This is a genomic window from Spirosoma arboris, assembly GCF_009754945.1.
Lineage (GTDB): Bacteria > Bacteroidota > Bacteroidia > Cytophagales > Spirosomataceae > Spirosoma > Spirosoma arboris.
On the sequence record NZ_WPIN01000006.1, the window covers coordinates 265,360 to 287,799 of the forward strand.

Sequence of the window (22,440 nt, forward strand, 5' to 3'; positions counted from 1 at the left end):
GCGGCTTCGGAAACGGAGCCGCGTTTTTTTGCTTTAAATTTGTTAGTATTGACACATGGAAATGAAGCCTTTACCATGAAACGCCTGCTGCTGCTCTTGTTACTGTCTCCCCTGCTCGGTTCGGCGCAGGTAACTATCGACACGCTACACTGGAGCGCGACTAGACGTTTGCAACTTTCCGATTTTCATTCGCCTACACAACCCGGTTTAGGCGGCTCCGAATTTTATTATCAGATTGGTTACGAAGTTCGCCCAACCTCCATCTGGAGTCAGCCAGCTATTGAGTCATTTTGTTTGATGTTTCGCAACCTGTCGTGGGTATCCGAAACAGCCAGGAATGAGCGGACCCTGGCCTATAATCAGATATTGTTCGATTTGGTGGAAGTGCATACCCGCCAGATGAAAGCCAAGTTAATGGCACTTGGAGCCGATCGTCAGTTTAAGCAGCAAGCCCGACAAATCGAGTACCTGACCAACTCTGAGTTGGGGGCTGAAGTTAATCGATTTCGGGCCGAAACCGGTGGGGGCGATGATTTGCAGGCCCTGCAACAATGGGAGAAAAAGATCGCTCAGCAACTTTACGATACGCCTGATCTGGTAACTACCTTTAGTTCCTCTAAAATTGGCTATGGGGTGTTCTTTGGTGGGGGTGGAATTCAGGCAACAGGTTCGCTTGCTCAAACGCTCAATATATCGGCGGGAGTTGTGTTTGGTATCGACATTGCTTTGCAACGTACAATGCTGATGTTACACCCAACCCTTTACAATGGTACGCTACGGGCGGGTTTTTGGCATAATAACCAACAATGGGAAAAAGACATGCCTATTAGTCCCATGTTGTTCGAACTGGGACTGGGTCGTGTTATTTATGACGGGCCACGAAGCCGGATAATTCCATACGTCGGTTACCTGCTTTTCGATTTGTCTCCCCGTGATCGAAAGGATGAACGCTACAAAGGGTTATCGCTACTAACCCACTCGCCCACAGTAGGCCTTGTATTTGATATTAAGTTAGGTGACAATACACCTAAGCTTGATCTTTCGCAACATAGCTTCTGGTTTGTGCGAACAAAACTATCATATAGCCCAATTCTGGACGAGAAGCCCTTTTCGGGCGGTCTCTTTAATCTGCAAATCGGTTTGGGCGGCTTTGGGCGAACGCGCAAGGTGCATTATAAACCAGAGCACACAGTAATTGCCTTGCCAGGTAAAGTCATTTAAGGTTGTATTACCAACTTGGACGAGTGCTTTCTAACGATTTGTTAACGCAGGTTTGCAAAGAGTTTCCGAACTTGCAGATACGTATGAAAAAATACCTTCTGCTACTGGCTTTAGCCGGTTTGTCAGCCTGTAATTCCGGCTACCACCTTACGCAACGAACTGCTAATCGTATTGGAGTAGATTCGCTGGCTGCGTCATCTGATACCAGCGTTGCCAACTTCCTGAAACCTTATCGGCAGAATCTCGATAAAACCATGAACGAGGTGCTGACTCACTCAACCGCGCGGATTGAGAAAGGATTGCCAGATGCACCACTCAATGATTTGCTCACAGATGCTCTGCTTCAGCAGGCTATCCAGCGATACGGTAAACCAATTGACTGCTCTCACCTGAATTATGGGGGTATTCGGAGCAATTTGCCCGAAGGCAACGTCACCATTGGTTCTATTTTTGAGGTTATGCCATTCGATAATCAGTTGATTGTGTTGACTGTAAAAGGCGATATGCTGCAACAACTATTGGATCATTTTGCAAAAGGCAGTGGGCTGGTTGTAGGTGGAATTCGGGCTAAACTTCACGATAAGCAGACTCAATCTGTAACATTTACAAATGGCCGAACACTGCAACCCAATGAAACCTACACGGTTGTCCTGAGCGATTATGTAGCTGATGGGGGCGATAACGCCAATTTTCTGAAGAATGCCATCAAGCGCGAAAATATCAATTACCTCATGCGGGATGCTCTGATCGATTATTTTCGGCAGCAAGGCAAAACCAATCAACCCATTAATCCCGTTTCTGATGGACGCATTAGCATCGAATAGACGCCAATTTCTTAAACTGCTTGGTACAGCTGCCGTTGTTAGTTCGGTTGCACCAGATGTACTAGCCCATCCAGCCTCTGCCAGAGCGAAAACGTCATCGCTAACCATCCTGCATACCAACGATGTGCATAGCCGGCTGGACCCGTTTCCAATGGATGGAAGTCGCAATGCGGGTAAAGGCGGTGTAGCCCGGCGAGCCACGCTAATCAAAAAAATTCGACAGGAGCAGCCAAATGTACTCCTGTTCGATGCGGGCGATATTTTTCAGGGAACACCTTACTTTAATTTGTACAAAGGCGAACCCGAAATTCTGGCTATGAATCGGCTGGGCTACGATGCCGGAACCATTGGTAACCACGATTTCGATGGGGGAATCGATAATATGGTTACCCAATTCGGCAAGGCTAGCTTTCCGTTGCTGATTGCTAATTATGACTTCAAAAACACGGTCATGGATGGGAAAACCATGCCATATAAACTCTTTGAGAAAGACGGTATTCGAGTGGGCGTTTTTGGGTTAGGAATCGAACCAGCGGGTCTGATTCCGAAAGAAGCGTATAAGGAAACTAAATACCTAGATCCCATCGAAATTGGGAACGATACGGCAGCTCAGTTGCGGACGGATAAAAAATGTGACTACGTCATTTGCTTATCGCATCTGGGCTTCAAATACAATGAGCCAACAGTCTCCGACAACGTACTGGCGGCTAAAACCAAAAATATTGATTTGATCATTGGTGGTCATACGCATACATTTCTGGATGCGCCGGTAGCCGTCAATAATCTCGATGGACAGCCTGTGTGGATCAATCAGGTTGGCTTTGCAGGGATCAATCTGGGTCGAATCGACTTGGCATTTGAACACGGTAAAGCTGTTTCAAGTGCCGGAAAATCCGTTGAAGTGAAGTAACTTTGCGTAAAGAGTGGAATGCTGGGGCGCTAACCACTCTTTCGCTCATTCACTCTTTCGCTCTTTATGCTTTTATGAAATTTGGCGTTGTCGTTTTTCCCGGCTCTAACTGCGATCAGGATGCAGTAGATACACTGACACTGATGGACCAGGAGGTCATTAAACTCTGGCACAAAGATCATGACCTGCAAGGCTGTGATTTTATTATCCTACCTGGCGGGTTTTCCTACGGCGATTACCTACGTACGGGAGCAGTAGCCCGGTTTTCGCCCATTATGAATGAGGTAATTGCCCACGCTAATCGTGGTGGCTACCTGATGGGTATCTGCAACGGATTTCAAATTCTGGCTGAAGCGCGATTAGTACCAGGGGTTTTACTTCGTAATGCTAATCAGCAATACGTTTGTAAAAATATTTACCTGACTCCCCAGTCGCCCGATGCGTTGTTAACGGCTGGTCTTGATTCAGGCCGAGCTTATAAAATTCCGATGGCTCACGGCGAAGGACGTTATTTTGCCGATGCCGACACGCTGAAATCCCTAAATGATAATGGCCAGGTCCTTTTCCGGTATTGCGACGAAACTGGAGCCATTACAGATACCGCCAACCCTAACGGAAGTTTGGAAAATATTGCGGGCGTGACCAACATAGGCAAAAATGTGTTTGGCATGATGCCTCACCCCGAACGAGCTGCCGATCCAGTCCTGGGGAATATGGATGGCCGACTGATCATGGATCAGATTCTCAAGGCCGTACTGGTTTAATCGTCAGAAAACAGTCAGCGGTTGTCAAGCGTAGTCAGGTGTTGATCAACACTACTGGCTACACTTGACAACCGCTGACTGTTTTTGATGCGTTTACTTCGCTGGTTCGTTTGGCCGTGCTGGGCGTGTGTCGATGACTTTTCTTGCCTGCAAATCAAATTTTTGCCCCTTGCTGAGGAAATAAAATGGGCCACCGGTGCTGTTTTGTCCAGATGGATACTTTGTGCTGTTCGCAATTTGATTCGCTTCGTAGATACCTACATAGGAGTTGCCTAGTACCTCAAACGTATTTTGTTGTACAACAATAGCGGTTCCTTCATCAATAGCGATACCGAGTAATTCAGGACGTGCTTTTATGACTTCGACAAGGTCAAATTGGCGATTCCGGCGCAGAAAATGCTGGTCAATGGTAACATTATGAATAAAATCTAATCCCTGCGTGTGATCGCCAACCATAATTGAATTGCCTTTGGTGTCACCACGTACCATAAACGATCCCTGAATCGTAGCTCCTGCCGACGTACCCCCAATAACTCCACCCCGGTTAAGTACAGCGTTAAATTCTTTGTGCGCTAGTGTATTTAGATACGAATCTGTCAGTCGCCAATGACGTCCACCAACAAACCAGATGCCCGTAGCCTGCTTCAATGGAGCTACAAAGGCTTCCTGGTTGGCTACTTTCGGATCGCGGGTGTGCATGATGGTTATGTTTTTTACACCCAGGCTAAGCAGCTTTTCTTTTTCGCGGGGAGCACTGCTAGCCGAAGAATCTTCGCCCGCCGTTGGGATAATAACGATGTTAGCATTGGCTGGTCCACCCGCCAGCTCAACAAAGCGATTCCAGAGTTCTAGGCCCATAGCTCCTCCGCCTACAATAATCAGCGCCCCTTTTTCGGGTCCTACCATTTTAGACGCAGCTACCGTTTGTGCATGACTTAAGTTGACCAGAAGAAATAGCAAGAGGAAAGATAACGTGAAGTGCTTTTTCATATCAGATTGTAGTTTGATTGTGCTGTGCCGGATACACAGTATCCAAAGTTAACCAATATGCCTGATTTTGCGTCAACTGCTTGTTTTTCAGAAAGCCATACGTCGAAATCGTTTTAAATAAACTTATTTTTAAGCTGCTATTCCGTTTAACCATGTCACAGAAAGCTCCTGCCATTGCGGCCAATACCCTGGCAGCCATTGGCCAAACGCCCCTCGTTCATCTTAATAAAGTAGTCAGACCAGACAGTGCGGATGTATTCGTAAAACTGGAATACTACAACCCCACGGGTTCTTACAAAGACCGCATGGCACTTGCCATGATCGAAGAAGCCGAACGAAGCGGGGCGTTGCAACCGGGTATGACCGTAGTTGAATGCACAGGTGGGAGCACAGGAACATCGCTCGCGTTTGTATGTGCCGTAAAAGGATATCGGATGCAGATCGTTACATCTGATGCTTTTGCGAAAGAGAAGCTCCAAACCATGCGGGCGTTTGGAGCCGATCTGGTTATTGTGCCGAGTCTGGGAGGGAAAATTACCCCAGACCTCATTCCAACCATGCGTGAACGTGCACGTGAGCTGGCACAGCGTCCCGATGCCTTTTTTACGGATCAAATCAACAACCCTAGTTCTAAAAAAGGCTACAAGCTAATTGGCGAAGAGATTTTAGAACAGCTTGGTCGTCCGATCGATGCGTTTTGCGGGGGCGTCGGTACAGCCGGTATGCTCATGGGTGTTTCAACTGCCTTGCGGGCAGCTGGACAGGCGACTCGTATTGTGGCGCTTGAGCCCGCATCGGCGCCGTTGCTATCGAAAGGACAACCTGGTAGTCATCGGGTAGAAGGAATTGCTATCGGGATTGTTCCGCCGTTGCTAGCGAAAGATTTTTACGACGAAGCTCGCGCTGTGGACGAAACGGATGCCCGCCAAATGGCCCGCCGACTGGCAAAGGAGGAAGGTATTTTTGCCGGAATTTCGAGTGGTTTAAATATTGCGGCAGCCGTTCAACTGGCGCAGGAGTTAGGGCCAGGCCATACAGTAGTAACGGTAGCCTGCGACTCGGGTATGAAATATCTTGCGGGCGATTTATACGATGCCTGAGTAAAATCTTTATCCAGAGAGGCACAGCACTTTAACCTTCTGTGCCTCTCTGGATAAAATTGTTAATTACCTGTTGTAGCTTATTGAACCCGCAGGTAAGCTACACTATCAGTTATTTTCTCAAACTTATCAGGCTTTCACCGTTTCCAGCGCTGGATAATCTGTGTAACCCTGTTCGCTAGTGGTATAAAAGGTAGAGAAATCGGGTTGGTTCAATTCTGCACCGGTTTTGATGCGCTCCACAAAATCGGGATTGGCAATAAATGGACGACCGAAGGCAATCAGGTCAGCTTTACCACTGGCCAGCGCGGTTTCAGCTCTCTCGGCATCATACCCTCCACTCAGCATCAGAGTTCCCGTATAGTTCGCACGGATAGCTTCTACAATTGCCGGATCAACAGCCGGTGCGCCCATCGAGGAGTGATCGACAAGGTGGACATATACGACGTAATCAGACAGTTTTTCGGCCACATAGTGATAGATTTTATCGTCGTCTGGTGAGTAAGGCATGTCATTAAATGGGCCATAAGGAGACAAACGGATACCCGTTTTTTCTTTACCGATAGCCTGTGATATTTTCTCTGCAACTTCAAGGGCAAAACGTGCATTGTTTTCAGCTGAACCACCGTATTCGTCAGTTCGCTTATTCGATGTAGACCGGATAAACTGCTCAACCAGATAGCCATTGGCCCCATGAATTTCGACACCATCGAAGCCAGCTTCAATAGCATTTTGAGCTGCCTGTACAAACTCCTGCACCGTTTGTTTTACTTCATCTGTTGTCAGAGCGCGGGGCGTTGGCTGCTCCTGCATCCCATCGGTATCGGTATAAATCTGTCCGGCAGCAGCAATGGCTGAAGGAGCTACCACTTCGGCACCTTCGTGCATATTAGCGACGTGACTAATACGACCGGTGTGCATCAACTGCGCGAAGATTTTACCACCTTTTTCATGAACCGCATCAGTAACGTTCTTCCAGCCAGCAATTTGTGCTTTTGTGTAAAGGCCCGGAACACGAGCATACCCATTGCCATTTGGCGAGGGTGCTACACCTTCGGTTATGATCAGACCAGCCGATGCCCGTTGCGCATAATACGTTGTCATAATGGGCGTTACCGCATGATCAGCCGTAGCGCGATTACGAGTCATGGGAGCCATGACGATGTGATTCTGAAGCGTTAGGTTGCCTAGTGTAGCAGCCGCGAAAAGTGTTTGTGCCATTGGTCGGTATCAGTAAGGATACGAGTTAGTGTATTATATTCGGGCAGAGAACACTTCTATATATTTAAAAGTTTAAATGCTTTTGGTAAAAATTTTAGGTCAACTTCGACAGAAAATCAGATAATTGTCGGGTAGTATCTTTATTAAGACGCAGATAAACATTTCGTCCTTCCTTGGCTGAAGTCACTAACTCACTTTCTGTGAGGAGCTTGACATGGTGTGAGACACAGGGCTGCGACAAACCTGTCAACTCCTGAATCTCCGATGGGGTCATGCTTTCGCGTTTTGCCAATTCCAATAAAATCGAGAGCCGATATTTATCGGCGATAGCGCTCGTTGCCTTCTCGCATGATTTAGAATCCATAATACAAACCTAACAAAAAACGATTTGTTAAGGTGCGCTCTTTGCTAAGCGCTTGATCAATACGTTGGCAAGAATAACCCTGGAGACCCAATTAATAAGTTGGTACATTATTTGTTAATCTATAAAAAGGGGAAAAATTAAAACACTAAGTATACGGATTGGAAACCAGGATAACCCAATAGATATAGAGACTTAGAATCGTAATACGATTATATGGCCAACTGACCATTTGGCATAGGCTTTGTACCCACCCTCGCGAGTACAACGCCTACGTCTATTTCGCGTATTTACAGCTCTATCATTCGCTATGATCAATTTTACTGGTTCAATTTATTACCGGACTTATCCTACCCTAACTAATCACAAAGACGCTTTCTTACGGTTTATACAAATTCAGTTAGTTCAGACAGCTAGTAAATCTATATGGGTAAGCATTTTCTGCCTATTTTTTCTTAGTCGTATAGCTCTGGCTCAATCGCTGCAATGGAGTACGGCTATTTCAAATAAATCGTCAAATCAGGGTGCTGTACAAAAGATCGGTCCAGATGGTTCTATTTATGTATTGACCGAAGGTCGGAATAATGCTACGGGTTATTCTGTAGCGGATATCAAAGAGTTTGGTCCTCCGTTATCAGGCCCTGGCGACGGCTATAATGCGGTTCTATCGAAGTATTCGCCAGATGGCAATACGCTGGAATGGGTGCGGATCTTTAATGGAGAAAATAGCAGTTTTACCCCTCTGGCTTTTCAACTTTCTCCTACGGGCGAACTTGTTCTTTTATGCGTGAGCAATGGAGGGTCGGCTGCTACGGCACTTATTACGTCAAATGGCTTTCAAACGAGTCGGCCCAATACGGCGGGTGGTAATCTGGCCGTCTTGATGAAGTTATCTCCCGATGGAAAAACCATTACGTACGGTTCTTATCTTGGCGCTGTTGGTGGTTCGTCTAACGTACGTGTTCGGCTTTGGAATGAAACTCCCTATTTTCAGAATTTGATTGTTACGCCCGATGGGTCTATGATTCTGATGTTACAGAATAGTGGATCGGGATCATTGCCTACAACGCCCAGTGCTTATCAATCGGCTCCTAAAGGCGGTAACGATGATCCATATATGGCCATTTTCAATGCCGATGGTACCCTCCGTTACGCATCGTATTATTCGACAAGTGCCTCTGTACCCATCCAATATGCTACAGATATAATGCCCGACAACGATGGGAGTTTTTACGCAACTTATCGGAACGGTAATGGCGCCATCTTACCAATTACCTCAGGTGCGGCTTATTCAGGGGTTTCGCTGACTAATCAGGTAGGCTATATCGCGCATTATGGTGCTTCGGGACAATTGTTACAGTCGACCGCTTTACCCGGAACTCAGATCCAGGGAATTCGTAAACGGCCCAATGGAAATCTTGTGGTGATGGGCGTGATCACTACCCCTTCCGAATTTATACAGGTTGGTTCATCGCCCTATACGGCCTGGACAGCCGGACAGCTAACCTTAACAGAATTTAATCCGAGCCTAACGTCCGTTATCCGGAGTGTAGTCGTGGGCAATGGAAGTGTAGAGGCATCGGACATGGAGCTTGATGCGCAAGGGCGAGTGCACATCAGTGGTAAAGCCAATGCTGGGTCTAGTATTAGCCCGACGCCGGGTGCGCTCTATTCGCTATTTGGCGCTAATAATGCGATTTACCTCATTGTTGACTGTACTTTAGATAAAGTGCTGTATGCCACCTATCTAAATTCGGGGCAGAACGGGCGCACTACGGGTGCTTATGATGTCGAGCTAACTGGTTGTCGAGCCACAATTCTGGCTACAGCAGGTTCCAGTGTCAACTATCCAGTTACGCCAGCTGGTTTGGCCAGTGATGGAACGACAACGTTGACGGGCTATAATCTGGTCACCAATCCGCAGGAGACTACCGTTTACCTGACGGCGTTCAATTACGCAAAGTATACAGATAACACCAATACGATTTCTGCAACGATCACCAGCTACTGTGAAGGCGCTGGTTTATTTCCCATAGTTGGATCTAAACCTGCTTACAAAACGCCAGCTGTCAGAGGAGCCGCAGATGCAAATCCTGCTCCTACTTCCCTTTATTATCAGTGGCAAAGCAGTAGTTCGGCGGCTGGCCCCTGGACGGATATTGCCGGTGCAACGTCAAAGGATTATACACCCAATACGTCAACAAGTGGGGGATCTATATTTTTTCGACGTGCTGTTCGGCAAACACCTTTCGATGCAACCTGTACTCCGACTAGTAGTTGTGATGCTGTTAATTACAGCAATAGTATTGAATATATAATCTCGGCTAATAAAGTCCACTCGACCAATTTGGTAAACAAACCATATGGATTTTGCAAAGGCTCGGCACTGGCTATAACCGCTTCGATTACGCCCGGTGCAGACGGTGATCAGGGAACCTATACCTATACACTTGCTCCGTTGACCGGAGGAACGGCCCTACTTTCGGGAACAGTCGCAACATCGGCAACACCTATTTCGCTGAGCATTACCACTGAGGGAAATTATCTTCTGAACGTAACAGATAGCAGGGGATGTACTAGTTACAACACACTGAAAACGTTACAGTTCAACGTATCACTACCTTCCCGAACGGTGTTTACCTGTGGCAATTCAACCGTTAAACTAGGACCAGCTTCGTTGCCACCGAACTATGCTAATGTGCCGACAAATACGTTTAACTGGACACCAGTAACGGGGCTGGATAACCCCAATGGCATCAATCCAACCTTATCGATCCTGCCCGCCAATGGAGCATCGCAGGACTTCTACCTGAATTTTAATGGCTGTCGGGTCGATACCGTTACGGTGACGAACCAAAGCGTAACATCCCTGCCGGCTTTGCCCAGTCTGACGCTGTGCCAGGGCGATACGGCGCGATTAGGTCAGGGACTTACCGAGCAGGTGGGTGTTAGTTACGGATGGGTGCCTGGTCTGGGCATTAGTGAGCCTACTGCTCTACGGCCTTTATTTACTGCTACCTATGCACCTCAGGGCGTTAACACACTACAGTTTATAGTACAGGCTTCAAATGGTACATCGGGTTGCGTGCAGACGGCAACCCAGCAGATTACAATCTATAAAACCCCGAATAATGTATTTAATCAGAAAGAGCCATATATCTTCTGCGCTACATCTGGATTCTTGGCAACGACTAGTTTTGGTACTCCTGCCGAAACGGGTATCAGTTACAGTTGGCGTGCGGTTATTACCAGTGTATCGGCTACGCAGGGAGTACCCTCGCCAACACAAGCCCTTGCATTCCTGAATAGTACGACCGCTTCGCAGGTATCTATGCATATGACTGGTACTGCCATCCCAAATGGCGGGTTGGCAAATGGCCCCTATACAATTTTATACATTCGAACTAGTCAGAATGCGACGAACCCGGCCTGTGCACGAGCCGATACTGCCGAAATCAGGTACATTATAGGGTGCGGACCTGGCGGAACGGATTTCTGTAAACTAGATCAGCAAGGTGGTGCTGAGGGTCAATGTGGGGGAACAACGAATACTATTGGGCCAATCACTGCGGCTAGTAACGGAACCTATACCTGGTCGCCAGTCGCTGGGTTGTCGGACCCCAGCACCGGACTTCCGTTGGTTGCGGGCGTGCCTCACCCAGCTAAAGTTATCGCGAACCCATCAGGGTTAGTTGCTGTAACCTATACGCTTTCGCTCGTATTGCCGGGCGCAACGGATACATGCAAGATTTTCGTGAAGGTGTTTCCGGGCCAATCGTCGCTGCCCGTTACAAACTATACCTCGCCAGTAGCCGCTTGCAAAGGAGGAACCGTTCAACTTGAACAGAATGCCATTCCTGGTTATACCTACCATTGGTCAGCCGGAACACTGGTTTCCGATTCGACAATTGCTAATCCGACTACAGTGCCGTTAACTACCGATAAAACGCTTTTCGTAAACGTAACGGATGCTGCTACGGGCTGTTCAGTTCGGGATACAGTGAAAATTCTGGTGACGCCAGTTGAGAATAATGCGGGCGCTGATGGCACTTATTGCTTATCATCGGGGGGTAGTTTTACCGTTGGCTCCGAAGCAAAACTTGGCTATACCTATGCCTGGACTTCACCAACACCAGGAGTTACTTTTAGTTCGCCTGGTAGTGCTACATCTACCGTCACGATTCTACCAAATACGGATAGCCCTGTGCTCTTCATCCGTAATGCGACCAATGGGAATACGGCCGCCAACTGCTCATATGCCGACACGGTCAAGTACATATCCTTTACGTCTCCTGCGGTGAACATTCATGCACCAGGAAGTTTATGCGATGGGGGCGGAGGTTCGGTAACTATAGGACCTGTACCTGATCCGAACCTGACCTATCTATGGTCGACCGGAGAAACTACGGCCCAAATCAGTGTGTCGGCTACGGGGCCTTATACTGTGACTGTCGGGCAAGGTTCCTGTTCAGCTACCGCTATGGTGAATGTCAACCCGGCTACGACACCTACCGTCAATCTGGGTAACGATCCGATTGAGCCGCCGTGTAATGGTCCGATAACGATTGGTGTCAACAACTCGCCCGATGGCGGCTGGAGTTATTCGTGGAGTCCATTTACGGGGGTAATCTCGTCGGCAGGCGATCTATCTACCTTACAGGTTTACCCCGAGACCCCGACTTCGTATACCCTAACGGCTACCCACGCAACTGGCTGTGTGAAAACATTTGTGTTACCTGTACCGGCTGCTGCCTATGTAGCGAGTCTGCCTGCTACCCTCAACTTCTGTGAGGGTGATGGCGCTTCTACAGCCTTACCGCTCAACAACCCACCTGCTGGGAGTACAGTAATCTGGACAGCCAGTCCGGCCAGTGCTACAGCTTATTTGAGTTCGACATCGGTTAGCCAGCCTACGCTGGATATTACATCGGCGCTTGCTGGAACCTATACCTATATCGCAACAGTGACTTATGGAAGCGGCTGTACATCAACGGCTTCGGGTACTGTGAAAATTGGGAAACAACGGTATAAACTGGCTGGAGGCGATAAAGCCGTTTGCCTCGGAAGTTGTGTTGAGATTGGCACCCCTGCTCTGGCTGGGTTCAGCTATAGTTGGAGCACAATACCCTATGACGCCACCAAAGTAGCTCAAATTTCAAACCTTAGTTCAGCGCAACCCACTGTTTGTCCCAGCTCGACAACCGTTTATAAGCTAAGTTATTATGATGCCAATACGGGTTGCAGTTTTGGAGATGAGATGACCGTTCAGGTGACGACGGTGAGCCCAACATTGACGGTTAAACGTCTAAATACCACCTGCCAAACTGTTGATGGAACGGCTACCTTTGATCTGGCCAATGCCATCATCGGGAATACAGGTGTCGGCGTCAGCTATTATGCCAATGCTGCGGCTACAATTCCGGTTACAAACCCGGTTTCTTTACCAACCACTTATTACATTAAGTCGGTTTCTGCTGATGGTTTCTGCGCTACGATTAAGCCCGTTAGCGTTTCATTTACGGCTTATTCGAATTTTATTGTAACATCCACATCGCCGGTTTGTAGCACAAACGGAACGGGAGTGTCCGTAAAGGGTAGAGTCACTTTGTCGAATTATGCGGCTGGTAGTACGTATCAGTATGTGGAGGGGACTGATTTCTCTGTGGGCACCAAAGTGCCTGTCTCGGCCACATTGCTCAGTGGTGGTCCACAAGTGATTATTGCCAATCTGGACGATAGTGAACTGCCCAAAACCTACACAGTTCGAGTCTTTAATCCGGCTGATCCGGCCTGTTATGCTGAACAACAAGTGACGGTTCTGCCTTCAAACTGCTGCATTAAACCTAGTTTCCAGGCGAGAGCTCTACCTGTTACTTGTTTAGGCAGCATCGCTCAAAGCAATGGTCAACTTGTACTGACTGGATTTACGGCTGGTAATACGTATCAGTTTTCGGCAGGAGCGACCTTTACTGAAGCTGCCTCCTTATCGGGGCCAGCGCAGGCGATTCCAGCCAATGGCATTATCGCGAACAAGTTGGCTAATCCGACAGGCGTTCAGACCTATACGATTCGTGTGTATAACACAACCAATTGTTATAGAGATGTAACGCTGCAATTGGCAGAGACCACCTGTGCTTGCCCACCTCATATATGTGTGCCTCTGGTGATCAGGAAGGCAAAATAAAGCTGCAGCAGGAAAAGAATTAATGGTAGGAAACTTACCTCATATCCATCTATCCAAACTGATCTGAAAAATGCCGGAGCGAATTGGGTGGATGAAGAAGTTGTAACGGATCAGTACTAAGTAGTTTATAGATTTAATACATCGGCACGCAGGGATATTATCTTTCCCTCCGTGCCGATGTATTAAACTAGTTGCTTATTCGCTTTTCAGGCTTTTCACCGGGTTCAGCAGGGCGGCTTTGATTGCCTGGTAACTGATCGTTAATAAGGTGATGGCCAACGCCATAATCAGCACGACTAAAAATACACCAACTCCAATGTTGATTTTGTAGGTATAGCTTTCCAGCCATTGACTCATGGCGTACCAGGCAATAGGCGAAGCGATTAAACAGGAAATAATGACCAACTGAACGAAGTCTTTGGAGAGTAATCCCCACACATTGGCGATGCTGGCACCCAATACTTTACGAATGCCAATTTCTTTCGTACGTTGTTCCGCCATGAAGGATGCCAGACCGAATAAACCCAGGCACGAAATGAATATGGCCAGCAAAGAAACAATGGCTGAAAGGTTGCCAATAAGCTCTTCATAATTAAACTTTTTGTTGTACTCCGTATCAGCAAACTTATAATCGAACGGAAATCCTGGGTTGTATTTATCAAAAATCGGGGTTATTCGGTTGACCGCTTCCGAAGAGGATACGTTTGGATTGATTCGCACACAAATAGAACCTACCCAATATTTGTCGAAAATAACGGTCAACGGGGAAACTGCCTGGTAGGGCGATTCCATCATCATATCGGGAAGAACGCCAACTACTTTTCGGTCACTACCATTCCATTTTAGGATTTCGCCAACAGGGTGTTTCAATCCCATGCGTTTAACGGCCGCTTCATTCAACAGTACGCCCGATGAATCGGTACTAAAGTCTCGGGAAAAATCCCGTCCCTCCTTGAGTTTAATACCTATTGTTTTGGTGTAGTCATAACTCGTTGCAAGCGTTCTGAAGTCTACGGATTTATCGTTGGGCGTTGAGCCTTTCCATTCCCAGCCATTATTGCTGGCCCAAACTTGAGCCGGTGGCGAATTGGTTGTACAAATAGACGATACCATGCCTGAGCCCAGCAATTCGGCCTGAAGGGCTTCGAAATGATCCACTAAATCTTTGGACGCATTGACAGAAATGAGGCCTTTATTATTAAAGCCAATCGGTCGATTTTTGCCGTGTTGTATCTGCTGATAAATGATGATGGTGCCAATCATCAGCACAATGGAAAAGGTAAATTGAATAACGACCAGGATTTGCCGGGGTAACGACGCACTTTTCCCCACATGAACACCCCCTTTGAGAATCCTGACAGGGTTGAATGACGATAAATAAAGAGCTGGATAACTGCCTGCCAGTAGGCCCGTGAATAGGGTGAAAATGACCATGATGCCCCAGAAAACTGGCTTGTCAACTTGGAGCGCCAGTTGCTTTTCAGTAAGCGTATTAAAGTAAGGTAGCACCATAAACACCACCCCCAGGGCCAACACTAAAGCCATAAAGGTAATTAATAGTGATTCGCTCAAAAACTGCCCAATGAGTTGTTCGCGACCCGAGCCAACGGCTTTTCGAACGCCCACTTCTTTGGCTCGCTTTTCAGAACGGGCCGTTGAGAGGTTCATAAAATTGATGCAGGCAATCACTAAAATAAACAAACCAAAAATGCCAAATAGGCGCACATACTTGATAAAACCTCCCGTATTTTTTCCCTCCGTAAATTCGGAGTAGAGCCGCCATTTTGCCATGGGATAAATAAATACTTCGGGCTTTGTACTCTTTTGAGTAACCTCGTCATTTAAAAGATGACTTAATACCACATCTTTTATTTTAGCATTGACTTTCTCAAGAGTTACACCGTCCTGAAGTTGTGCAAATACGCGAAAAGAGTTATCACCCCAGTTGGTTTCATGCTGTTTGATATAATCGGGCTGAAGCTTAGCCGCCAAGTGCCACGGAACCAAATAATCAAACTGCAAACTCGCATTTTTGGGCTGCCTGGCAACTACGGCTGTTACTTTTAAGTCCGAGGTATTATTCATCCGTACGGTTTTTCCAATGGGATCTTGCGAACCAAAAAGCGTTCGGGCAGTTTCGTCCGAGAGCACAATGGAGTACGGTTCTTTCAATGGATTTTTATCACCATTCAGTATCTGTAATGAAAACATCTCAACGGCGTCCTGACCAATGTAATGTCCATCTTTCAGGAATTTCTGATCCCCAACCACCAACGAATTGTTGGCACCCCAGTCGCACATGGCTACTGCTTTAAAGTCCGGATATTTGGTTTTCAATTCGTCGCCCAGTGGATACGGTATTCCATCCTGTGTATCTCTACGCCCATCAGACGTTTGATTCATTTTGACCTGGTAGAGGGTTCCATAGTTTTTATAATGTTTATTGGCCGAGACTTCATCATTTATCCAGAGCCCAATCAGCATGGCCACAGCCATGCCTACGGCCAATCCGCCAATGTTAATAGCGGAATACGATTTGTTTTTGATCAGATTCCGAAAGGCGATTATTAAATACGAACGGATCATAGTAGGATGAAGAAATGAGGATCTAGAAACGTCACTATATTTTGTATGACGAGGTCTGAAAGTAGGCGTGGGTTCCCGTCGCCAGAGTCTGGGGTGCAGCAGCAAAAGTAAATCCAGTACATAGAGCAGTCGGGCTTTAGCATAACCACTACGTTGCCCTCGTTTATGGAACAACTCATCCATATCACCCTGAATCTCTTCTCGAAGATGCGGGGCACATAACACATCCAGCAGGCGCGTGGCCCAACGGGGCGGGTGAACAAATTGTTTCTGATTCATACTACCACTTCCTCCAAAAGTGGCTTCTGGAATAGCCGACTAGTTACTGACATTGTTTTGATATAACCGTTGCGTCCCCCCACCCCCTGAAGGAGGCTTAGGTTGAGAATAGTCGGGCAGAGCCCCCTTCAGGGGGTGGGGGTAATACGCATAATCCAATTTATTCGCTTCTGAGGCTCTTCACGGGATTCAGTAAACCAGCTTTAATCGCTTGATAGCTAACCGTTAATAGGGTGATGGCCAACGCCACAATAAGCACGACTAAAAATACGCCAGCCCCAATATTGATTTTGTACGTATAGCTTTCCAGCCATTGGCTCATAACGTACCAGGCAATGGGTGAAGCCACTAAACAGGAAATAATGACCAACTGAACGAAGTCTTTAGACAGGAGTCCCCACACATTGGCGATGCTAGCACCCAACACCTTACGAATGCCAATTTCTTTCGTACGTTGCTCAGCCATGAACGATGCCAGACCGAATAAACCTAGACAGGAAATGAAGATAGCCAGCAAAGAAACGATAGCCGACAGATTGCCAATGAGTTCTTCGTAGCTGAATTTTTTAGCGTATTCAGTATCCGAGAACTTATAATCGAACGGAAAACCTGGGTTGTACTTATCGAAAATCGGCTGGATTTTTTGGATCGCTGCCGATGAGGACACATTTGGATTGATGCGTACACAAATAGAGCCCACCCAATATTTGTCAAAAATAACGGTCAACGGCGAGACGGCCTGGTAGGGCGATTCCATCATCATATCGGGTATGACGCCAACTACTTTTCGGTCGCTACCATTCCATTTCAGGAGTTCGCCAACAGGGTGTTTCAATCCCATGCGTTTAACAGCCGCTTCATTCAATAGTACTCCCCCTAATGAATCAGTCCCAAAGTCTCGGGAAAAATCGCGTCCCTCCATGAGTTTAATCCCCATAGTTTTGGTGTAGTCATAACTCGTTGCAATCGTTTTGAATCCTACAGATTTATCGTTGGGCGTAGAGCCCTTCCACTCCCATCCGTTATTGGTGGCCCAAACTTGAGCCGGTGGCGAATTGGTTGTACAAATAGACGATACCATGCCTGAGCCCAGCAATTCGGCCTGAAGGGCTTCGAAATGATCCACTAAATCTTTGGACGCATTGACAGAAATGAGTCCTTGTTTGGTAAACCCAATCGGTCGATTTTTTCCATGTTGTATCTGCTGATAAATGATAATCGTACCAATCATCAGCACAATGGAAAAGGTAAATTGAATAACGACCAGGATTTGCCGGGGTAACGACGCACTTTTACCCACATGAACGCCCCCTTTGAGAATCCTGACAGGGTTGAATGACGATAGGTAAAGCGCCGGATAACTGCCTGCTAATAGACCCGTGAATAGGGTGAAAATGACCATGATACCCCAGAAAATTGGATTGTCAATCTGGAGCGCCAGTTGTTTTTCAGTAAGCGTATTGAAATAAGGTAGCACCATCAATACCGCCCCCAGGGCCAACACTAAAGCCATAAAGGTAATTAACAGTGATTCGCTCAAAAACTGCCCAATGAGTTGTTCGCGACCCGAGCCAACGGCTTTTCGAACCCCCACTTCTTTGGCCCGCTTCTCGGAACGGGCCGTTGAGAGGTTCATAAAATTGATGCAGGCAATTACTAAAATGAACAAACCAAAAATGCCAAATAGCCGAACGTATTTAATAAAACCACCCGTATTTTTCCCTTCGGTAAACTCCGAATAGAGCCGCCATTTCGACATGGGGTGCAGGAAAACTTCGGGTTTTGTACTCTTTTGGGTGAGCTCATCATTTAACAGATGGTTTAATATGACGTCTTTGATTTTGGCATTGGTTTTTTCGAGGGATACGCCATCCTTGAGCTGGGCAAATACCTGATAATCATTGCTTATCCAGTTGGTTTCTGCCCTTTTTATATAATCAGGTTGACGTGCCGCCTGTAAATGCCACGGAATTAAATAATCAAATTGAAGGGTCGCATTTTTGGGTTGTTTGGCTACCACAGCCGTCACTTTTAAATCGACCGTATTATCTATTCGCACGGTTTTGCCAATAGGATCTTTCTGGCCAAAAAGTGCTTGGGCTGTTTCGTCCGTCAATACAATGGAATACGGTTCTTTCAGTGGATTTTTATCCCCATCTAATACCTGTAGCGAAAACATATCAATGGCATCCTGACCAATGTAATGTCCATCTTTCAGGAATTTCTGATTGCCCACGACTAACGAACGTTGACCACTCCAATCGCACATGGCTGTTGCTTTAAAGTCCGGGTATTTGGTTTTTAATTCGTCGCCAAGCGGAAAGGGTATTGCATCCTGCGTTCCTCTACGCCCATCGAAGGTTTGGTTCACCTCGACCTGGTAAAGGGTTTCGTAGTTTTTGTGGTGCTTATTGGCCGATAATTCATCATTTATCCAAATGCCTATCAGCATGGCTACGGCCATACCTACAGCCAGCCCACCGATGTTAATAGCGGAATACGATTTGTTTTTGATCAGATTCCGAAAGGCGATTGTTAAATACGAACGGATCATAGTAGGATGAAGAAAGGATTTAGAGACGTCACTGTATTTTGTATAACGAGGCTTGAAAGTAGGCGTGGGTTCCCGTCGCCAGAGCCGGGGATGCAGCAATAAAAGCAGATCCACCACATACATCAGTCGGGCTTTAGCATAGCCACTGCGCTGTCCCCGTTTATGGAACAACTCATCCATATCGCCCTGAATCTCCTCTCGCAGATGCGGAGCCGTGATTCGTTCCAGCAGGCGTTTCGCCCAACGGGGCGGGTAGGATGATTGCTTCTGATTCATAGCAGTAGATTGTCAGCCCAGTTTATTCGCTTCGCAGGCTCTTCACGGGATTCAGTAAACCAGCTTTGATCGCTTGATAGCTAACCGTTAGTAAGGTGATTGCCAAGGCGATAACCAGCACGATTAAAAATACACCAGCCCCAATATTGATTTTGTAGGTATAGCTTTCCAGCCATTGATTCATGGCATACCAGGCAATGGGCGAAGCGATCAAACAGGAAATAATGACTAACAGAACGAAGTCTTTCGATAGTAGCTGCCAGACATTGGCTACACTGGCACCCAGTACTTTCCGAACGCCAATTTCTTTGGTGCGTTGCTCCGCTATAAAGGAAGCCAAACCAAATAGGCCCAGGCACGAAATAAATATGGCCAGCAGGCAAACAACAGCCGAAAGATTGCCGATGAGTTCTTCGTAGTGGAATTTCTTGTTGTACTCCGTATCGGCAAACTTATAATCGAACGGAAATCCCGGATTGTATTTATCAAAAATCGGGGCGATTTTGTTGATAGCTATCGAAGGTGCTACGGCCGGATTGATTCGTACGCAAAGGAAACCTACCCAACTCTTATCCTTTTCAAAAAGAATGGTCATTGGCGCAACGGCGCGGTAGGGCGACCATTCCACAACTATGTCGGGGATTACCCCAACGACTGTCCGATCTTTCCCCGCCCATCGTAGCAGCTCGCCGACGGGGTGTTTCAACCCCATACGTTTGACAGCCGCTTCATTTAAAATAACACCTGACGAGTCGGTCGTAAAGTCCCGCGAAAAATCCCTGCCTTCCTTGAGCTTAATACCCATTGTTTTGATATAATCATAATTGGTCGCAATGGTCGTGAAAATAGACGCCTGATCTTCCGGTGTCGATCCTTTCCACGACCAGCCACTATTGGAACTCCACCACTGGGTCGGTGGTGAATTGGACTTGCAAATAGACGATACCGCTCCTGTAGCCAATAATTCAGCTCGAAGGGCTTCAAAATGGTCAACTAGATCGTTAGAGGAGTTTATGGAAATGAGCCCCTTGTTCGTAAACCCAATTGGCCGGTTTTTGCCGTGCTGAATCTGCTGATAAATAATGATGGTACTAATCATCAGCACAGTGGAAAACGTGAATTGAATGACGACCAGAATTTTACGGGGTAACGACGCACTTTTACCCACATGAACGCCCCCTTTGAGAATTTTGACAGGGTTGAACGAAGACAAATAAAGGGCCGGATAACTGCCGGCCAGTAAGCCAGTAAATACGGTGAAAATGATCATAACGCCCCAGAAAACGGGATTCCCAAATTCAATGGACATCGTTTTCGCGGTAAGCGTATTGAAATAAGGCATTGAAATTAACACGATAACTAGTGCTAGCACCAGAGCCATGCAGGCAATCAGGGTTGACTCACTCAAAAACTGCCCAACCAGTTGTTCACGACCCGAGCCAACGGCTTTCCGAACCCCCACTTCTTTGGCTCGTTTTTCGGAACGGGCCGTTGAGAGGTTCATGAAATTGATGCAGGCAATGACTAGAATAAATAAGCCGAAAATGCCAAACAGACGTACATATTTGATAAAACCGCCTGTGTTTTTCCCCTCGGTAAATTCCGAATAGAGTCTCCATTTTGACATAGGATGCAGGAATAATTCGGGCTTTACACGTCTGGTATTGACGTCATAGGATGAGTGGCTTAAGATCACATCTTTGATTTTGACATTGGTTTGTGCTGGATCTACGCCGTCTTTAAGCTGTACATAAACGCCCCAGCCGTTATTTTTCCAATTCATTTTCATGTATTTTCCTACCCACTCATACATGTTCTCCTGTAGTTGCCAGGGAAGCAGATAATCAAATTGAAGCGTAGCGTTTTGGGGCTGTTTGGCAACCACGGCCGTCACTTTTAAATCGACCTTATTATCCATTTTGAGGAGTTTACCAATCGGGTCCTGATCTCCGAAAAGGGCATGGGCTGTTTCATCGGTCAGTACAATCGAATATGGCTCCTTTAATGGATTTTTATTCCCATTCAGGATAGTCAACGAAAACATATCAATGGCATCTTCGCCAATGAAAAGCCCCTGTTTAATGAATTTCTGAGCCCCAACAATCAACGATCGATTGCCCTCTCCCCGGTCGTACATGGCTACCGCCTTAAAGTCCGGGTATTTGGATCTTAGTTCGTCACCCGTTGGAAACGGTAACGCGTCCTGCGTACCTCTAACACCATCAAAGGTTTGACTCATTTTGACCTGGTAGAGATTTTCGTAGTTTTTATGGTGCTTGTTGGCCGATACTTCATCGTTTATCCAAATGCCAATCAGCATGGCCACAGCCATGCCTACGGCCAGCCCACCGATGTTGATGGCCGAATACGATTTATTTTTGACCAGATTTCGAAAGGCGATTGTTAAATAATTACGGATCATAGTAGGATTGAGGAAAAAGGGCTTAGAAACGTCACTATATTTTGTATAACGAGGTTTGAATTTGGGTGCCGATTCGCGTCGCCACAGTCTGGGGTGTAACAACAGGACTATATCCCAGACATACATACGCCGGGCTTTGGCATAGCCATGTCGCTGACCTCGTTTGTGAAATAATTCATCCAGATCGCCTGTGAGCTCTTCGCGTAGATGGGGAGCTGCAATTCGCTCCAGTAAGCGCCGAGCCCATTGGGGCGGTGTGCCGTTGGGAGGTGTTTGCTTAGAGTTCATGCTACACTTCCTCCAAAAGCTGCTTTGGGAATATCGGCCCACAAGTCATTGCGAATTTTACGAGCTTCCTGCAAAACCTGTTCGCCAGAAACAGTTACTGTGAACAGGCGTTTGCGTCGTCCTCCTCGTTCGGCGGTAGACTCCCCGAATCGAGAATGTACCAGTCCTTTTTCTTCGAGTCGTTGCATGGTGCGGTGAACAGCACCTAAACTCATGGGCCGTTCCAACCGCTGACTGAGTTCTTCCACGACGGCTGCACTATAAGCATCATCGTAAAGTAGTGCGATTGTCAGCAGGACGATCTCTTCAAATTCACCGAATTGAGTGCCTTTCATGGCTAATCCGAGTAGCAGTTTCTGGCCTATAACTATATACTACTCATTTGTATAGCAAATCAATTGCCAACTCACAAAAACACCATTTAGGCTTTGTAATAAGGCTTTTTGATGGAATATAAGCC

At 46.9% G+C, this 22,440-nt stretch carries 13 protein-coding genes and 1 pseudogene; 7 read left to right on the plus strand and 7 right to left on the minus strand.

The annotated features are described in order from the left end of the window. The first annotated feature begins 75 nt into the window (after positions 1-75). The 4 genes from GO755_RS18165 to purQ all read left to right on the plus strand — a co-directional run bounded on the left by GO755_RS18165 (position 76) and on the right by purQ (position 3,719). Entirely contained in the window at positions 76-1,221 is a 1,146-nt protein-coding gene (locus tag GO755_RS18165; RefSeq protein ID WP_157586617.1) for a hypothetical protein, read from the plus strand. Positions 1,222-1,304: 83 nt separating this feature from the next. Then, positions 1,305-2,045, plus strand: a complete 741-nt coding sequence (locus GO755_RS18170; RefSeq protein ID WP_157586618.1) for a 5'-nucleotidase C-terminal domain-containing protein — start codon at positions 1,305-1,307, stop codon at positions 2,043-2,045. Further along, entirely contained in the window at positions 2,023-2,955 is a 933-nt protein-coding gene (locus GO755_RS18175; protein WP_157586620.1) for a bifunctional metallophosphatase/5'-nucleotidase, read from the plus strand. The genes GO755_RS18170 and GO755_RS18175 overlap by 23 nt, the downstream gene beginning before the upstream one ends. 74 nt (positions 2,956-3,029) lie before the next feature. Further along, positions 3,030-3,719 (plus strand): phosphoribosylformylglycinamidine synthase subunit PurQ, encoded by a 690-nt coding sequence (gene purQ / locus GO755_RS18180; RefSeq protein WP_157586622.1) that lies wholly within the window; start codon positions 3,030-3,032, stop codon positions 3,717-3,719. A 93-nt stretch (positions 3,720-3,812) separates the two neighbouring features. Here purQ and GO755_RS18185 read toward each other — a convergent pair whose 3' ends face one another. Continuing rightward, positions 3,813-4,709 carry a cyanophycinase gene (locus GO755_RS18185; protein ID WP_157586624.1) on the minus strand — a complete coding sequence of 299 codons (897 nt, stop codon included), beginning with the start codon at positions 4,707-4,709 and terminating at the stop codon, positions 3,813-3,815. Between the two features lie 152 nt (positions 4,710-4,861). On the opposite strand from GO755_RS18185, the gene GO755_RS18190 reads away from it, so the two are divergent. Further along, positions 4,862-5,809 (plus strand): PLP-dependent cysteine synthase family protein, encoded by a 948-nt coding sequence (locus GO755_RS18190; RefSeq protein ID WP_157586625.1) that lies wholly within the window; start codon positions 4,862-4,864, stop codon positions 5,807-5,809. A gap of 129 nt (positions 5,810-5,938) precedes the next feature. Here the strand turns inward: GO755_RS18190 and GO755_RS18195 are convergent, their stop codons facing one another. Then, complete coding sequence (locus tag GO755_RS18195; protein ID WP_157586627.1) at positions 5,939-7,030, minus strand: alkene reductase; 1,092 nt, start codon at positions 7,028-7,030, stop codon at positions 5,939-5,941. A 94-nt stretch (positions 7,031-7,124) separates the two neighbouring features. Next, positions 7,125-7,394: an ArsR/SmtB family transcription factor gene (locus tag GO755_RS18200; protein WP_157586629.1), complete on the minus strand. Its 270-nt coding sequence runs from the start codon at positions 7,392-7,394 to the stop codon at positions 7,125-7,127. 307 nt (positions 7,395-7,701) lie between these two features. Between GO755_RS18200 and GO755_RS18205 the strand changes: the two genes are divergently transcribed. Together GO755_RS18205 and GO755_RS18210 are read left to right on the plus strand one after the other, a co-directional pair. Further along, positions 7,702-13,575 (plus strand): TolB-like translocation protein, encoded by a 5,874-nt coding sequence (locus GO755_RS18205; protein ID WP_157586631.1) that lies wholly within the window; start codon positions 7,702-7,704, stop codon positions 13,573-13,575. 18 nt (positions 13,576-13,593) lie between these two features. Continuing rightward, positions 13,594-13,689: pseudogene (locus tag GO755_RS18210) on the plus strand (DJ-1/PfpI family protein); the annotation flags it as partial. 81 nt (positions 13,690-13,770) lie between these two features. Here GO755_RS18210 and GO755_RS18215 read toward each other — a convergent pair. The 4 genes from GO755_RS18215 to GO755_RS18230 all read right to left on the minus strand — a co-directional run bounded on the left by GO755_RS18215 (position 13,771) and on the right by GO755_RS18230 (position 22,315). Next, on the minus strand, positions 13,771-16,440 hold the full coding sequence (locus GO755_RS18215; protein WP_227686991.1) for an ABC transporter permease: 2,670 nt from the start codon (positions 16,438-16,440) through the stop codon (positions 13,771-13,773). A gap of 160 nt (positions 16,441-16,600) precedes the next feature. Further along, positions 16,601-19,270: an ABC transporter permease gene (locus GO755_RS18220; protein WP_227686992.1), complete on the minus strand. Its 2,670-nt coding sequence runs from the start codon at positions 19,268-19,270 to the stop codon at positions 16,601-16,603. 22 nt (positions 19,271-19,292) lie between these two features. Beyond that, positions 19,293-21,980, minus strand: a complete 2,688-nt coding sequence (locus GO755_RS18225; protein WP_198174863.1) for an ABC transporter permease — start codon at positions 21,978-21,980, stop codon at positions 19,293-19,295. Then, positions 21,977-22,315 (minus strand): PadR family transcriptional regulator, encoded by a 339-nt coding sequence (locus GO755_RS18230; protein ID WP_157586633.1) that lies wholly within the window; start codon positions 22,313-22,315, stop codon positions 21,977-21,979. Before GO755_RS18230 ends, GO755_RS18225 begins: the two co-directional genes overlap by 4 nt. Positions 22,316-22,440 lie beyond the last annotated feature (125 nt).

What these genes read in the sequence shown, in the direction of transcription:
- GO755_RS18165 (WP_157586617.1), top strand. Translation starts at nt 76, where the DNA reads ATGAAACGCCTGCTGCTGCTCTTGTTACTGTCTCCCCTGCTCGGTTCG.
- GO755_RS18170 (WP_157586618.1), top strand. Translation starts at nt 1,305, where the DNA reads ATGAAAAAATACCTTCTGCTACTGGCTTTAGCCGGTTTGTCAGCCTGT.
- GO755_RS18175 (WP_157586620.1), top strand. Translation starts at nt 2,023, where the DNA reads ATGGACGCATTAGCATCGAATAGACGCCAATTTCTTAAACTGCTTGGT.
- purQ (WP_157586622.1), top strand. Translation starts at nt 3,030, where the DNA reads ATGAAATTTGGCGTTGTCGTTTTTCCCGGCTCTAACTGCGATCAGGAT.
- GO755_RS18185 (WP_157586624.1), bottom strand. Translation starts at nt 4,709, where the DNA reads ATGAAAAAGCACTTCACGTTATCTTTCCTCTTGCTATTTCTTCTGGTC.
- GO755_RS18190 (WP_157586625.1), top strand. Translation starts at nt 4,862, where the DNA reads ATGTCACAGAAAGCTCCTGCCATTGCGGCCAATACCCTGGCAGCCATT.
- GO755_RS18195 (WP_157586627.1), bottom strand. Translation starts at nt 7,030, where the DNA reads ATGGCACAAACACTTTTCGCGGCTGCTACACTAGGCAACCTAACGCTT.
- GO755_RS18200 (WP_157586629.1), bottom strand. Translation starts at nt 7,394, where the DNA reads ATGGATTCTAAATCATGCGAGAAGGCAACGAGCGCTATCGCCGATAAA.
- GO755_RS18205 (WP_157586631.1), top strand. Translation starts at nt 7,702, where the DNA reads ATGATCAATTTTACTGGTTCAATTTATTACCGGACTTATCCTACCCTA.
- GO755_RS18215 (WP_227686991.1), bottom strand. Translation starts at nt 16,440, where the DNA reads ATGAATCAGAAACAATTTGTTCACCCGCCCCGTTGGGCCACGCGCCTG.
- GO755_RS18220 (WP_227686992.1), bottom strand. Translation starts at nt 19,270, where the DNA reads ATGAATCAGAAGCAATCATCCTACCCGCCCCGTTGGGCGAAACGCCTG.
- GO755_RS18225 (WP_198174863.1), bottom strand. Translation starts at nt 21,980, where the DNA reads ATGAACTCTAAGCAAACACCTCCCAACGGCACACCGCCCCAATGGGCT.
- GO755_RS18230 (WP_157586633.1), bottom strand. Translation starts at nt 22,315, where the DNA reads ATGAAAGGCACTCAATTCGGTGAATTTGAAGAGATCGTCCTGCTGACA.